Origin of the sequence: Paenibacillus pinihumi DSM 23905 = JCM 16419, from assembly GCF_000422505.1 — a bacterium.
Classification (GTDB): domain Bacteria; phylum Bacillota; class Bacilli; order Paenibacillales; family Paenibacillaceae; genus Paenibacillus_D; species Paenibacillus_D pinihumi.
Genome location: NZ_KE383867.1, coordinates 66,494 through 81,776 on the forward strand (window position 1 = coordinate 66,494; position 15,283 = coordinate 81,776).

The 15,283-nt window shown below is 50.0% G+C and carries 14 protein-coding genes; 12 read left to right on the forward strand and 2 right to left on the reverse strand.

Annotated elements, in window-relative coordinates; translation table 11 throughout:
* Positions 1–221, reverse strand: a 221-nt coding sequence (locus H583_RS37390) for a hypothetical protein (protein WP_211228362.1), incomplete at its 3' end; no start/stop codon positions are given.
* Positions 222–532: 311 nt separating this feature from the next.
* Between H583_RS37390 and H583_RS0126295 the strand changes: the two genes are divergently transcribed.
* The 7 genes from H583_RS0126295 (at position 533) to H583_RS34405 (ending at position 6,681) form a co-directional block, all read left to right on the forward strand.
* The gene (locus tag H583_RS0126295) at positions 533–1,165 is read left to right on the forward strand and encodes a bifunctional 4-hydroxy-2-oxoglutarate aldolase/2-dehydro-3-deoxy-phosphogluconate aldolase (protein WP_036711154.1); all 633 of its coding nucleotides are present in this window, start codon (positions 533–535) and stop codon (positions 1,163–1,165) included.
* A 194-nt stretch (positions 1,166–1,359) separates the two neighbouring features.
* Entirely contained in the window at positions 1,360–1,497 is a 138-nt protein-coding gene (locus tag H583_RS36860) for a hypothetical protein (RefSeq protein ID WP_154666002.1), read from the forward strand.
* Between the two features lie 80 nt (positions 1,498–1,577).
* Positions 1,578–3,038 (forward strand): spore germination protein, encoded by a 1,461-nt coding sequence (locus H583_RS34400; RefSeq protein WP_051237053.1) that lies wholly within the window; start codon positions 1,578–1,580, stop codon positions 3,036–3,038.
* A gap of 12 nt (positions 3,039–3,050) precedes the next feature.
* Complete coding sequence (locus tag H583_RS0126310) at positions 3,051–4,235, forward strand: Ger(x)C family spore germination protein (RefSeq protein WP_028563087.1); 1,185 nt, start codon at positions 3,051–3,053, stop codon at positions 4,233–4,235.
* Positions 4,236–4,257: 22 nt separating this feature from the next.
* A complete protein-coding gene (locus H583_RS0126315) occupies positions 4,258–4,464 on the forward strand; it encodes a hypothetical protein (RefSeq protein WP_028563088.1) in 207 nt (68 codons plus the stop codon).
* Between the two features lie 44 nt (positions 4,465–4,508).
* Positions 4,509–5,594, forward strand: a complete 1,086-nt coding sequence (locus H583_RS0126320) for a GerAB/ArcD/ProY family transporter (RefSeq protein WP_028563089.1) — start codon at positions 4,509–4,511, stop codon at positions 5,592–5,594.
* 199 nt (positions 5,595–5,793) lie between these two features.
* Entirely contained in the window at positions 5,794–6,681 is an 888-nt protein-coding gene (locus H583_RS34405; RefSeq protein WP_051237054.1) for a transglutaminase domain-containing protein, read from the forward strand.
* Between the two features lie 295 nt (positions 6,682–6,976).
* On the opposite strand, the gene H583_RS0126330 is transcribed toward H583_RS34405, so the two are convergent.
* Entirely contained in the window at positions 6,977–8,128 is a 1,152-nt protein-coding gene (locus tag H583_RS0126330; RefSeq protein ID WP_028563090.1) for a conserved virulence factor C family protein, read from the reverse strand.
* Between the two features lie 399 nt (positions 8,129–8,527).
* Between H583_RS0126330 and H583_RS0126335 the strand changes: the two genes are divergently transcribed.
* From H583_RS0126335 to H583_RS0126360, 5 genes are all read left to right on the forward strand, one after another.
* Positions 8,528–9,568 (forward strand): MBL fold metallo-hydrolase, encoded by a 1,041-nt coding sequence (locus H583_RS0126335; protein WP_028563091.1) that lies wholly within the window; start codon positions 8,528–8,530, stop codon positions 9,566–9,568.
* Between the two features lie 211 nt (positions 9,569–9,779).
* Positions 9,780–10,847: a Gfo/Idh/MocA family protein gene (locus H583_RS0126345; protein ID WP_028563092.1), complete on the forward strand. Its 1,068-nt coding sequence runs from the start codon at positions 9,780–9,782 to the stop codon at positions 10,845–10,847.
* A 191-nt stretch (positions 10,848–11,038) separates the two neighbouring features.
* Entirely contained in the window at positions 11,039–12,664 is a 1,626-nt protein-coding gene (locus tag H583_RS0126350; protein ID WP_028563093.1) for an ABC-F family ATP-binding cassette domain-containing protein, read from the forward strand.
* A gap of 316 nt (positions 12,665–12,980) precedes the next feature.
* On the forward strand, positions 12,981–13,451 hold the full coding sequence (locus tag H583_RS0126355) for a zinc ribbon domain-containing protein (protein ID WP_028563094.1): 471 nt from the start codon (positions 12,981–12,983) through the stop codon (positions 13,449–13,451).
* Positions 13,452–13,769: 318 nt separating this feature from the next.
* Positions 13,770–14,690 carry a cation diffusion facilitator family transporter gene (locus tag H583_RS0126360; RefSeq protein WP_051237056.1) on the forward strand — a complete coding sequence of 307 codons (921 nt, stop codon included), beginning with the start codon at positions 13,770–13,772 and terminating at the stop codon, positions 14,688–14,690.
* Positions 14,691–15,283 lie beyond the last annotated feature (593 nt).

Here is a 15,283-nt window from a genome sequence, read left to right on the forward strand (position 1 = left end):
CCCGGCCCTGGAAAAGGCCCCGGGGGGAAAGGTCCTGGTCCAGGGGGAAACGGTACAGGTCCCGGCCCATGAGGTGACGGGAATCCCCCGTGTCCAAAACCTTGTTGCAAGGCCCGGTAATTGTCAGTCTGTGCGGAGGCCAGATTCGTTACGAATTTCGTGCCGCGGCATCCGCATCCGCCCGCACGGACAGAGGTATCAATAATAGGAGATCTTGTCATTATTCTCATACTCCCTTTAAACTCGACTGGGTGTTTATACCTGCACCATAGTATGCATAGGCGCTTATCCGGTGTCACACGAAGTTAAAGTTTCAATAAGATTTCTTGTTGTCCGCAGTTTGAACAGGGGGCAGGAGTCTGCCGTTTGCAGCAAGGAAAATCAGCTTTGATGTCGAATACAATTCAAGACTATATACAAGATATACAAGCGTCCGGGTCTTTTTTATAGCCCGTCCAAACTGGCGTGAGGGCCGGACCGGGGGCCTCAAAGAAACCGGAAATGCTTGATTATAAGAAGGAGGACATGTGCGGTGAGCAAACTGCTGGATATGCTGTTCGAACATAAAATTATAGCTATTTTTAGAGGATATAAAGGGCCGGAGGCTGATGCGGCAGCATTGGCACTGATCGAGGGTGGAATACGGCTGATGGAAGTGACCATGAACACCGAAGAGGCGGCAGAGACGATCAGCCGCTGGCGCGGGAAGTATGAAGGGAGAGCGGCGATTGGTGCCGGAACGGTACTTGATGTGGAGATGGCAAAGGAAGCTGTGGCTGCCGGTGCGAGTTTTCTGATCTCGCCGAATTTAGATGAAGAGGTTGTCGAGTTCGGAGCGAGCCGCGGCATTTCCGTATGGCCCGGAGTAATGACGCCAACAGAAATTGTGCGCGCACGGAAGGCAGGAGCTGAAGCGGTCAAAATTTTCCCTATGGCCTCGCTTGGCGTCGGCTATTTGGCTGAAATTTGCGCTCCGCTTAACAATATTCCTATGATTGCAACCGGAGGCGTTGATCTGGGCAATATCAAGGACTACTTCGCTGCAGGAGCCTGCGCGGTCGGGATGGGCAGCAAACTGCTCAATAAGGAATGGATACGTGAAGGGAAATATGAACTTCTGACTGAGCAAGCGGCAAAATTCGTGAACGCGGCGGCGGGTAAATAAGGAAGTTTGACGTCGCGGTACAGCTCCTTAAAAACAAAGATGCCTGCGGGAACGAAGCCGCAGGCACAAGAGAGAATATATAATAAGGGGGGTCATGTTTCACATTATAGGCAACGAAGATGAACCTAACCTGAAGCAAAGATTACAATTATATTACAAAATGTTACCCCATTAATTTTGGGATTACACAAAGCATGGTCATGGAGAAGGAAGCGGTTATAGCCGCTTCCTTCTTTGTATTTAAAGACGTACTTCAAATGGATGCGAAACCGCAGGCTGAACATGCCGGGAGGGAGCAGCTGGAGCATCCAGTAAAACCATTCTACGAATAGTCATGCAGAAATTGGGTACGATAATGTATGAAATTGACAGGCTGATGATTTGATCCGGCATTAGGGAGGGAGAAAGCTGTATGTCAGAACTACATGATATCGACCCGAAACGACTGGCAGAAAGGCTGGCTGAAAAGCTCCATCACCCGCCGGATTTAGTGAACCGGACATTTGCCCTCACGGATGATGCGCAGGTGCATTGTCTGTTTATCCGGACATTGATTGATATGGGCAAGGTAGAGGATTATGTATTTCAATTTCTGGATGAGGGCCAGGTAGATGTGAATGATAAAGGCCGGGACGCTGAGAAAATGGTGTCAAGGCTACTCAGGCGAATACCGCTCGTCCCTTCGGAGGTTGCTTCCGATTATGATACCTGTATCCGGGGGCTGCTGAACGGGCAATGCGTTCTGCTGCTTCCGCACACGAATGAAGTACTGCTGCTGGATGCCAGCATGACGGTCAATCGTGCAATTGAAGAACCAAAGACAGAAACGACCGTTCATGGTCCGCGCGAAGGATTGACAGAGGACATTAGTATAAACCTGTCCTTGCTGCGCAAAAGAATCAAGGACCCTAACTTGCGGATTGAACTGCTGGAGGTTGGCCGTCAAACCAAAACGGTCATTAATATCATATATCTGCAAAACATGGCACCTAAAGAAGTCGTAGATTGCTTCCGTTCAAGGATTGAATCAGCCGAGGCCAATTCGATCCTGGACAGCACCAATTTGGAGGAATGGATTCAGGATAAGACCTTGTCCCCTTTTCCAACTCTGCTGGAGACGGAGCGCCCTGATGTGGCGACCTCACACATTCTTGAGGGACGGGTTGTAGTGCTTGTGGATAACAGCCCGTTTGCGCTGGTGGGTCCGATCACCTTGTTTCAGTTTTTTTCAGCACCCGAGGATTACTATCAGAGAGCGGATGTTGCGACACTGCTCCGTTGGCTGAGGATGCTTTCTTTTCTGCTGGCCGTATTTGTTCCTGCTGTCTATGTGGCCGTTATATCCTACCATCAGGAATTGCTGCCGAACCCGCTCCTGATTAACATTGCCGCACAGCGGGAGGGAGTTCCTTTCCCCACCTTCATTGAAGCAGCTATTATGCTGGTCACATTTGAAATATTGCGCGAGGCAGGCTTGCGCATGCCGCGGATTGCCGGCCAGGCGATTTCCATTGTGGGCGCTCTTGTGCTCGGGGAGGCTGCTGTTCAGGCGGGGCTGGTATCAGCGGCCATGGTTATTGTCGTATCAATTACTGCAATTGCCAACTTCGTCTCTCCCGCCTACAGCTTTGGCATTTCCCAGAGGATTCTGCAATTCACTTATATGGCACTAGGCGGCTTCATGGGGTTATTTGGAATTTTATGCGGCGTGCTGTTTACAATCGTTCATCTGGCTTCGATCAAGTCGTTTGGCGTTTCGTATCTGGCACCTGTTGCGCCGACTGTGTTATCGGATTGGAAGGATATTCTCGCCAGAGCGCCTCTGCCGTTTTTGAAGAAGCCTCCGATTATGAACCGCAAGAAGATAAAGTAGAAGGTGAAACGGATGCGTAGGAAAATTATGCTAGTCATATTAGCCTTGTGCTGCCTTTGTGGATTAACAGGGTGCTGGGACCTGGTTGAAATCAATCAACTCGCGATTGGTTCCATGGCCGGGGGGGATTTTGACCCTGAGACCAAAAAACAAATTGTTTATTACCATATTATTAATCCTTCAGCTCTTGCTGTTCAAAAAGGATCAGGAGTTAAAGCTCCGGTCTACTCCTACCGGATCGAAGCGAATGATATGGCACAGTTGACCCTAAAGTCTTCCGATGTTATTCCGAGGGAGCTGTTTCCTGATCAATTCCAATCCCACATTGTATCAGAGCGCTTTGCAAGGCATGGCCTGGGGAAGTTTATTAACTTTGTCGAGCGGCAGTTCAACCGCCGAACAGACCTGTATTTGCTCATAACGGATTCACCAATGGATGAAGTGATGGATACCTTCACGCTGCTTGAGAGAATTCCCGGGCGATACATGCGTTCACTTATCGAATACCAAGCCAAAGTATCCAGTACCGTCAGCTTGAAATCGCGGGTGAAGGATCTGATTGAGAATATGGAAAGCACCCGTCTGACTGTGCTTCCGATTATTACCTTGAATAAGTCCAAGGAGTCCGCTACGACGAACAGATATGAGAGTATTGATGCCAACAAGGGAAATATTGAAATCAATGGGGGCGCTGTATTTAAGAAGGATAAGATGATCGGCAAACTCAATTTCCAGGATGTCTCTTTGTATCATCTGCTGCAAGGGGATACGAAGGTCTACTTTTCCAACATCAAGCTGGATTCGGGTGTCGTAGACCTGTATGCAACGCGAATCAAAATCAAAAAAAGACTCTCGCTTGTAGACGGAAAGCCCGTCTGGAATGTGGATATCCGGGCCAGGCTTGTTATTCTCAATAATCAGCAAAGTGAACGTTTGACAACAGCTAATATCGCAGATATCAAAAATGCGTTCAATGACAAGATCAAGGAGCAAGAGATGGCCTTTTTCGACAAGTATACAAAGAAAGGCTGGGACTTATACGGCCTGGAGGAAAGCATTAATAACAAGCGCGGGAAGGACTGGGCAGCAGTGCGCGAAGACAAAAAAATATGGCAGACGACATCTCTAAATCTCAGTATTAAGACCAGATTAGCCGATGTCGGGGGAGCAATTGATCCGTATATGGGAACGCAATAATAGAAAGAAGGAGGGGGTCTTGATGATCGCGTTTATTATTTTTTTCCTCCTTTCTTATTGCTTTTCAATTTATCTCATGCGGAAAATGAAGAAGCAGGCCAAGGAATTCATCATGTTTTCTGTACTGGCCTGGCTTGGGTTTGTGCTGTGGATTTTTATTTTTTTGGACCGGCCGGTCAGCCCCAATCAGTGGATTACCTGGGTCATTGACACGGTAAAAGGGCACTAGCACTTCGCATAGAGAGCATATACACCAGGACGGGAGTGATGGATATGGAAAAGGTCCGGGTAAGCAGCTGGCAGTTTTATCTCTTGAGCTTTATGTATGTACTCGGAACGACGTTCTTTCTCCGTCCCGGAGGCCTCATTGCCATTGCCAAACAAGATGCCTGGATGGTATGGATCTGGACCGGAGCGGCAGGAATCGGGCTCGTCTATTTATGGATCAAGCTGGCCGAGCAATACCCGCAGATGACGCTTGTAGAAATCTGTACAGCAGCAGCAGGCAAGTGGGTCGGGGGCGCTATCGCACTGTTGTATATTTTTTTGTTCATCCAGGTGTCAGGCTGGGTTGTCCGTAATCTGGGTGATTTTATGACGGCCACGCTGATGCCCCGAACTCCGATATCCGTGTTTCATATTATGATGTTAATTGTTGTCTGTTACGCTGTGACCAAGGGGCTGGAGCCGATTATCAGATCCAATGAAATATTGACTCCGGTTATTGTGTTTACCTTTTTGATTATCTGCCTGCTGATGATTCCCGAGTGGAACACCGAGAGGATCATGCCTGCATTTCGTATGAACCTGTTTAAGACGATCAAGGAGACACGCAATATCATCGCCTTTCCGTATATTGAGGTCATTGCATTGATGATGGTATATCCATATGTAAATAAAGGAAAAAAGAAAGCGATGTTTCTCGGCGTTCTGGTCGCAACATTCATTTTATGTGCGGTGACCCTGTTCATGGTAGGGGTGTTGGGCCCTACCCGTGCCGCTCATGGTACTTCTCCATTGTTCCTGATCGTACAGGAAATACGGATCGGGCCGCTGATTGAGCATCTGGAGGCTTCGGTTACGGTAGTGCTTTTGGTGGCCATCTTTGTCAAGTTGTCCTTTACGTTCTATGCTGCCGTACTTGGTTTGTGCCAATTATTTGGTATCAAGGACCGGTTTTGGATAGCTGCCCCTCTTATACTGATTGTGTCCAGCCTGTCCCTTGCAAGCGAAAATGTCGTGGAAAATATTATGTGGGACAGCCGCTATGTGTTCGAATATGAAATGTGGCACGGTATCATTTTTCCGCTGTTTTTTTTGGGGCTGACCTGGTTTCGCAAACGCCGGGCCCAAAGATGAACCGGATGCGAGAGGGCAAAGCCTCACTTTTTTATGGCAGATCCATCTCCAAGAAGCGGTTGCCGGCATGCGAGCCGGAACAGCTCTGACAAGGAATATAGGCATTAGGTACAGGAGTAGTCTGGACAATTTGTTTACGCTAGCCGACCATGTCAGGTATAATAGGGCTAGCAAAAATGAAACGGTTAAGGGGGTACGAATGAAGAAGACGCTGATGAAGTGGACCCTGACGGCCGCTATCTTCTTCTTTGGCCTGGGGACTGAACTGAAATTCGAATCCGTATTTGCTGATTCTTCCGCCATTACGAACCTGGATCAACTAAGAGGCGTGTTTGAAAACCGGCTGTTGACGCGAACTGAAGAGTTCACTGTATCTTACTCCGGGGATAAGGAGCAGTTGTCCAAGCAACTTCCCGGCTTGTTAAGGGAGGCTACTGAGCAGGACGACTATACGGCCTATATTGTTGATTCTTATTTCTATACACTCCGTACATGGAGCGCGAGGGCCAAGCTTACCGTGACGATTCAATACCGGGAGACACCGGAGGAGACTGCCGAGGTGAATCGGCAGGTAAGTCATATTGTCAAGCAGATTATAAGCCCAAGGATGAATGGTCATGAGAAGGTCAAAGAGATTCACGACTGGCTGGTCCGTTACCTGCAATATGATACACGTTATGAGCGATATACAGCCTATCAAGCGCTCCAGGACCGCAGGGCTGTCTGTCAGGGCTATGCACTGCTTGCCTACAAAATGCTGAATGAAGCCGGGATTAAGAATAAAATTGTCGAGGGAACCGTTGCTTCAGGTGATCATGCCTGGAATCTGGTGCTGTTGGACGGGAAATGGTACCATCTGGATGTGACCTGGGATGACCCTGTACCGAATCGTGATGATCTGCTTTCGTACAACTATTATTTGAAAACGGATGAACAGATTCGCCAAGACCATGCATGGACCAAGGAGTATCCAAAGGCACTTCTCTCCTATGAGACGACCCTTGAAAGCTTGAAGAAGAGTGATCCGGCGCGACAGACATTTTATATCCGGTTGGCCGAGCTCATCCGCAAGGCGGAAAATGAATGACAGCCTGGATAAAGGCTGGCGTTTGATGAGGAAGAGAAGGCTGGTTAAGCGGTTTAGCAGTATTGTGAAGTCTGTATCCGTGTGATATTGAATATTTTGGGATGAAAAGGCAGCTGCATCGCCGTGTTCATGATAGGCTTACCTTCCAGTAGCGGGTTAAATGGTTTAACCTGTTTACTTGATGGAAGCCTGTCATGACGGCGTGATGGAGCTGCCTTTTTTGTGTTCAAATATCCTTAGCAAGGTTCAAGCAATTTTGCTGCCAGTGATCTTGGGAGCGGAAACGATGCGGCTATTAACCCTCGTTGCGGCGGCTTGCAGTCATCTGCTGCCATACGGAACCGGCGGCTTCCTCGCCCCGCTCAATCCGCTCCAGCGCTATTTGAGCCTGGAGCCGGATTTCGAACTCCTCATCTTGGGCGGCCTTGCGCAGCGCTTCCAGTGCGGAATCATCCCCGATTTCATACAAGTAACGGGCAGCCCGCCACCTTACCAGCTTGTTGCTGTCCTCCAGTGATTCAATCATCGGCCCGATTGCTGCCGGATCGCCGAGGTCGGACAAGGTGTCTCCCGCCGTCCTGCGGACGGAAGGCGAACGGTCCTTCAGTGCTGTGAACAAATGCGGCATAGCTTCCGGAATGCGAAGATCGCCGAGATAGACGACTGCAAGCCTGCGGATCGAGGCATTCTCGTCCCCCAGCGCCTGAGCGAGCAGCGGGAGAAACTCCGCACCTGGAGATACCCGTTCCATCGCCGCATAACGGTCTTTCCAGTCCGGCAGAATCAGCCGCTGTGCGAGTTCATCAGCACTTAGCGGTGCAGGTCTTGGCGGTGCTGTGCCCTCGACGGGTGCGGCAGAGCCTTGTGCCTTGGCAGCTTCGATCAGCTCGCGCAGTCTCTCTGCCGTATATGCTGCGGCCAACTCATTCACGACCTCTGTCATAATTTCCTCCGGCTCTCCGTATCGGACGCCGAGATCCTCCAGCATCCGTTCGCGAATCATGCCGGACCCGGCAGCCTCCTGAACGGCAGCGGCGAACTGTTCCGGCAGTGCGGAGCGGGATTCGCTGTCACCTATGCGGACGCGGATCTGCATGGGAATGCCCCTGTACATTTGCACCAACACTTGCGCTTCGCCATAAGCTGTATCTTCCTGTCCTGCAGCTCCTGCCCCTTGGGCGGCGCCGGAATCACCTGCAAGCAGCTGTCTCGTTTGCTCCAGAATCGGCTGCCAGTCTGCGGTTGATTTGCGGTCGAGCGCGATAAAATCGGCGGTGCGGAATACACTGCGTACCCCCTCAATTTGCAGCAGGCTGCGGAGCGGCTCGGGCGCCTGCTCGAGCTGTTTGGTTGTATACGTGTAGCGCTGCCCGGGCGGCAGCTTTATATCAAGATTAAGCTTCATGGAATTCGGGCTTGGTGTCGGTTCAATGGAAAGTAGCTTCAAGGAAATAACCTCCTTTATATTGCAGCCTGTTCGGCCGGGTTGTCTTTATATAGTTTAACGTAATCAAGGTCTCAATGCGAGCTGCTTCCAGCAGCAGACTTTACGGCAGGACGAATGAAAACGCCCCCTAAAGCCCAAAATGGTTAACAGTACAGGAATATTCCGAAGGGAAAGGGGTGGGGTGAATGATCAGAAGGGAAGGGGATTTTTTCACCGGGGTGTTCAATGCTTCGCTGCTGTGTCTGCCGTTTTGGACTGTCGTGCTCTGGTTAATATGCAGGTAGGACTGCCCGGATGTCCGCAGGCTGCTTTTGCTTTTGAGTGAGCGTCCGGTTTGCTCTCTGATTAGCGATCCTGTTATGCTAGATAATAGATTAAGGCAGCAAAGGAGTTGACGGCTTGCGAAAAGACCGCTTTACGAACTCGAATCCGGTCCGAACGGAACGCACGATGGCCCACTTTACGCGCTGGCGCAAGGAGAGGGCAAGGAAGCTCAAGGATTATTCCTTTGTCGTGCCGAGTGTACGGCCGGACTTGAACTTTTTGCAGCAAAACAGACATAAGCCCTCTATGACTTGGGTTGGGCATTCTACATTCCTCATCCAGCATTCCGGTCTGAACATTGTGACGGACCCTGTCTGGTCGGGCAAGATGGCGTTACAGAAACGGCTTGCTCCGCCGGGTATTCATTTGAAAGACATGCCTCCCATTGATATTGTTCTGATTTCCCATTCACACTACGATCATTTAAGCATCACCTCCCTGCGCCGTCTGGCAGGCAACAAGCAGCTTCTGGTTCCGGCAGGGCTAAAGAGCAAGCTTCTTCTGAAAGGCTTCTTCCGCATCCGGGAGTTTCACTGGTGGGATTCCGTGACGATTAACGGTATCCGCTTTACCTTTGTCCCTTCCCAGCACTGGACGCGCCGGACGCCATGGGATATGAACCGCTCTCATTGGGGAGGGTGGATTATTGAGCCTGACTCCGGTACTGAAGATATCGGGGGATCAGACATGCAGCATGCAGATTTGAAGCCTGCGGACACAGCTGCAGCTCCTGAGGCGGAGCCTGAACCTTTTACGCGTCCGGCCGTTTCAGAAAGACCCGCCATTTATTTCGCCGGTGACAGCGGCTACTTCAACGGCTTCAAGGAAATTGGCAGCCGTTTCAATATTGATGTGGCTCTCATGCCGATTGGGGCCTATGAGCCGGAGTGGTTCATGGGGCCGCAGCATGTGACGCCGGAACAAGCGTTGCAGGCTTTTTTGGATACAGGGGCAAGCTGGTTCGTGCCTATGCACTATGGAACATTCAAGCTGGCTGACGATACCCCGCGCGAAGCGCTGGACCGGCTGGAAAACGGGCGAGAGTATTACCGGATTGATCAGCACCGGCTGGTCATTCTCCCTCTCGGCGAGACATGGAGGCTGGACGGGGGTTAGCGGGCAAGATAAGTGTTTATGTATAACCGCAAGCAAAAAGCGCAGATGGAGCGGCTGCATCGTCAAATCAGCCATGCCGGCTTGCGCTTTTTGCTGTGCCCGGCTTGCGGCCGGATACCAAACCAGCACAAGGACAGGACAAACGGTGTGCTGGATTGTTGCTGGCCGGGCAGGTATACTGGGTTCATATAACCAAAGGGGGATTTCATTCATGTCCGAACTGCAGCCTGTCCGTCTTGGCATTATTGGTGCAGGAGCCATTGGCAAGGTCCATATCGAAACATTCCGGCAAATACCGGAAGTTCATATCCCCGCTCTCGCCGATGCCTACTTGCCTGCCGCTGAGCAGCGTGCCAGCGAATTTGGAATCGACCGTGTACACGCCACCCCGCAGGAGCTTCTGGAAAATCCGGAGCTGGACGCGGTTGTTATTGGTGTGCCGAATCAGTTTCATGCACCGCTTGCCATTGAAGCGTTGAAACACGGCAAGCATGTCCTTCTTGAGAAGCCGATGTCGATTGATTCGGAATCGGCCAGATTGATTTTTGAGACCGCAAGCGAATCAGGCAAGTTGCTCATGATGGCCCATCAGATGCGCTGGTCCGCTCTGAACCGTGCGATTAAACAGCAGGTGGATCAAGGAACGCTGGGACGTATCTATAATGTGAAGACCGGCTGGGTCCGCAAGAAGGGGATTCCCGGCTGGGGCTCATGGTTTACCCGCAAGGACCAGTCAGGCGGGGGGCCGCTGATCGATATCGGTGTTCATATGCTTGATTTGTCCCTGTACCTGATGGGCAATCCCAAGCCTGTGTCGGTATACGGGTCAACCTATGCGGAATTCGGTCCCCAGCGCCGGGGTATGGGGACGTGGGGAACGCCGAATCTGGAAGGCTATTATGATGTAGAAGATTTGGCCACAGCCATGATCAAAATGGACAATGGCGCTACACTGCTGCTTGAAGTCAGCTGGGCAGCGCATGCTGCCGGTGCAAAAGAGGAGCCGTATGTGCAGCTTATGGGAACAGAGGCGGGGCTTGCGGTATCCGGAGATACAGGAATGCTGATTACCCATGAGGATGACGCGGTGAAGGAGACGGCGGTCGAGCCGCTGGAGGGGGAAAGTGACCGTGTCCTGATGGGCAGGCATTTCGTCGAATGCATCCGCACCAATAAGGAACCGGTAAGTTCTGCGCTAACAGGCTATACGAACAACCGCATTCTGGACGCTATCTATGAATCGTCCCGAACAGGAAATGAGGTTAAAATTAACTGGTAAGTTGTCATACGAAAGCACAGTCCTTCCGGTATACGGGGGACTGTGCTTTTATGCTTGATGGAGAATGAGGGGAATGCTGCGGATTTTCAGGCGCAGCCGCTTTTCAACCAAGACGCCATGCCGTTCCTCTACGTTATATGTTATAATTAAGAGATGAAACGATTTTGATATGAAGGACGGGATTGAAACCAATGATAAGTACAAGCGGTATTACACTTCGCTTCGGGAAACGCGCCCTGTTCGAAGATGTGAATATTAAGTTTACGCCAGGCAACTGCTATGGTCTGATTGGCGCCAATGGCGCAGGGAAGTCGACCTTCCTGAAAATCTTGTCCGGTGAGATCGAGCCTACGAATGGTGATGTTCACATTACGCCGGGTGAGCGCTTTGCCGTATTGAAGCAGAACCACTTCGAATATGATGAGTTTAAGGTTTTGGATACAGTCATTATGGGCTATAAGAAGCTCTATGATGTCATGAAAGAGAAGGACGCCATCTACCTGAAGCCTGATTTCAGTGATGAGGACGGCATGCGCGCAGGGGAGCTGGAAGCGGAATTCGCCGAGATGAACGGCTGGGAATCGGAATCAGAAGCGGCTTCCATGCTGAATGGTCTCGGAATCGAGACTGAATTGCATGACAAACTGATGAATGAACTGGACGGCAACCAAAAGGTTCGCGTATTGCTGGCCCAGGCGCTGTTCGGAAATCCGCAAATCCTGCTGCTTGATGAGCCGACGAACCACTTGGATCTTCAGTCTATCGAATGGCTTGAGAATTTCCTGGCAGGCTATGAAGGCACTGTCATCGTCGTATCCCATGACCGTCACTTCCTGAATACGGTATGTACGCACATTGCGGATATTGACTTCGGCAAAATTCAGCTTTATGTCGGTAACTATGATTTCTGGTACGAATCCAGCCAGCTTGCGCTGCAACTGATGCGTGACCAGAACAAGAAAAAGGAAGATAAGATCAAGGAGCTGCAAGCGTTTATCCAACGTTTCAGCGCCAACAAATCCAAGGCAAAGCAGGCAACCTCGCGTAAGAAGTTGCTCGATAAAATCTCCTTGGACGATATTCGTCCTTCCAACCGCAAGTATCCGTTCATCAACTTCAAGCCGGAGCGTGAAGCAGGCAAACAATTGCTGCTGGTTGAAGGGCTGTCTAAGACAGTAGATGGCGAGAAGCTGTTTGAGAATTTGACGCTGACGGTGAACAAGGGAGACAAGATCGCGCTTGTCGGCCCGAATTCATTAGTCAAGTCTGTCCTCATGCAAATTCTGATGGGTGAGCTGGAGCCGGATGCAGGCACGTTCCAATGGGGTGTAACGACAACTCAAGCTTACTTCCCTAAAGACAACTCGGCTTACTTCGACGGCGTAGAGGATACGCTCGTTGACTGGCTGCGCCAATATTCCAAAGACCAGGATGAATCCTTTATCCGCGGCTTCCTGGGACGGATGCTGTTCTCCGGAGACGAGGCGCTCAAGAAAGCAAGCGTATTGTCCGGGGGCGAGAAGGTCCGCTGCATGTTGTCCAAAATGATGCTCTCCGGCTCCAACGTCCTGTTGCTGGATGAGCCGACGAACCACCTTGATTTGGAATCCATTACTGCACTCAATAATGGTCTGATCGATTTTGACGGCACTATGCTGTTTACATCTCATGACCATCAGTTCATCCAGACGATTGCAAACCGCATTGTCGAAATTACGCCAAATGGTGTTATTGACCGTCTGATGTCTTATGATGAGTATTTGGAAAGCAAGGAAATCAAGGCGCTGCGCGAGCAGTTGTACCCGGTAGAAGCTTAATTCAAGCACAGATATTCGGAATATCCTGCGGCGGATCGGCTAAAGGATCGTCCTGAAGAGTTGAAAACCACCCGGATTATGAACTGTACCCCGATTGTTAGACATTGGAGGTGCAGTTCAGTTACGGGTGGTTTTTGTTTTTTTGCGGGTACCAGCCGGTAATTTAATCATGACGCCGCTGATTCTTCTGCTCATAAAACACCTGTTGTGAGAAACTATTTTAGCTTTGGTGCGTATGAAAAACAGCGAAGTTTATTTGGCTGATAATGCCAGTGTCTGGTGAAGGCTATCAATTATACAGGGAGAAGAGTGAACCATGTCGATATTTGATAAAATGAAACAAGGCGCCTCTGAAGCGGCGAAACGGGCGCAGTTGACTGTAGAGACGACCAAGTTGAGAAGTAAAATTTCAACGCGGGAGAAAGAAATGGACCGAATCAGCACCCGGATCGGAAAAGCAGTATTCGATGCTTATACAGTCGGTGACCTGTCCCAGTCCGAAGAGCAAGTGCTTGCCTATTGTGAGGAGCTTGCCGAGCTTCGTGAAGAGATTTCACAGATTGAAGAGACGATCAAGAAGCTCAAAGAAGAGAAAACCTGTGTATGCGGCAAAGTGGTCGGACCGGATGTGAATTTCTGCCCGGATTGCGGCAAACGTTTTGTGGACGAGCCCAGGCAGGAGGATACAACGGGAGAAATTCGCGTTATTTGCTATCACTGCAAGACGGAGAATGATATCAACTCCAAATATTGCATTCAATGCGGCGAGGAGCTTTCGTCGACATAGCAATTACAGGCTTGGAAGAATCAAAAGCTATCCGGACTTGAGCTTGCAAGACAAAGCTAAGGAAGCGGCTGGCAATAGGGGCAGCATTTTTAATTCACCTGTAGGTCATAAGACGGGTGATTAGAAATTGCTGCTTTTTGTTGTTTACGCTTCATACCATTGGCAGGTTTTGGGCATCATAATCCGGATGCTGGACGGAGACGACATTTTTGCAGCAGGCCGAACAAGTTGCTTCTATGCATAAAAGTCAACCCTGGGTCAACACTGTTTCTCTAGACCCACTAGGGTCCGGTCGGTTATGATACCGATATTGGCAGGATGAGGTACTTCGGAGGTGCGGGGAAGTTGGAGCAGTATGAAAAAATCAGACAAGGTGAAAAAGGGGCCTGGGTGAGCATCGGGGCTTATATTGTCTTGTCTTCATTAAAATTGATCAACGGTTACTTGTTTTTGTCCAGCGCGCTGCTTGCAGACGGTTTTAACAACTTGACCGATATTGTTGCTTCATTGGCAGTGCTCATTGGACTTCGGATTTCCCAAAAGCCGCCGGACAAGGATCACCCTTACGGCCATTTCCGGGCAGAGACCATCGCTGCGCTGATTGCTTCATTCATTATGGCGACAGTGGGCATTCAGGTGCTGATTACGGCAGTATCCTCTTTGTTCTCGGGCAAGGAAGAGGCGCCTGGCATGGTTACGTTCTGGGTAGCAATAGGTGCGGCTATTTGTATGTATGGCGTATATATGTATAACAACCGGCTGGCCAGACAAATTGATAATCATGCACTGATGGCAGCGGCCAAGGACAATTTATCGGATGCGCTCGTTAGTACAGGGGCGGCTGTAGGCATCCTGGGAGCGAGAATGGGGCTTCCGTGGCTGGACGCCGCTGCGGCTGTGGTTGTGGGCATTATCATTTGCAAGACAGCCTGGGATATCTTCTACAGCTCTACGCATGCCTTGACGGACGGATTTGATGCGGGCAGGCTGATGTCCTTGCGCAGCTCGATTGAGCGCGTGCAAGGTGTCAGGACAATCGCTGATATTAAAGCGCGTGTCCATGGCAGCAATGTTCTGGTAGATGTAATTGTCCAGGTCGACCCCAAGATGACCCTTATTGAAAGTCACCGGATCTGTGATGAAATAGAGCGGAAAATGGAGAAGAAGCACAACATTATGAGCGTGCATGTGCATGTCGAGCCATATATGGAGGACCATAAAAGCTTGAAGGCGACCTGACAGGTGGCCTGGCATCAAAAGCATAAAGCAAACTGGACGAGTATACAGAAGTCTGTGAAACCGCGTAGCGGGGGCGCAGGCTTTTTTTTGTTCTTATATTTCTACGCGAAACGAAGTTTTGTCTGACAAAGCACGGCAAAGCTGTTTACACTTGTGTCCATTACCGGGATGGAACCAGATTACGAGTCTTAAGAAGGATAGCCGCAGTGCCAATTTATTCCGGGTCCTAGATTATAAGGTTGGTAAATAATTCTTTGGAACTATTTTTATTTCCAATTACGCTTGACAAAATTTTAAGGTTGAGACTGCTGAAAGCCTGTGGCGGCAGTAGATTGGTGATGATTTTGGCAATTTCTCAATCCCTTTCCATATAGGAGGAAAAGGAAGAAATAATCACCAATGACAATTTTGGCAGCAATGGAAATGAGACTCCTGTCGGATGCCTTCAGATGCTTGTCCCCATAGAATGAGAGGTGAAATAAAGCTAATAAAGGGATGGAGGGCAGCTTAGAACATCGTAGTCAATCCCCTATGACAGCAAGATGACATCCAAGCGGGACGCCGATTCAGCTTGCGGGCCGGCAGGCCCATAA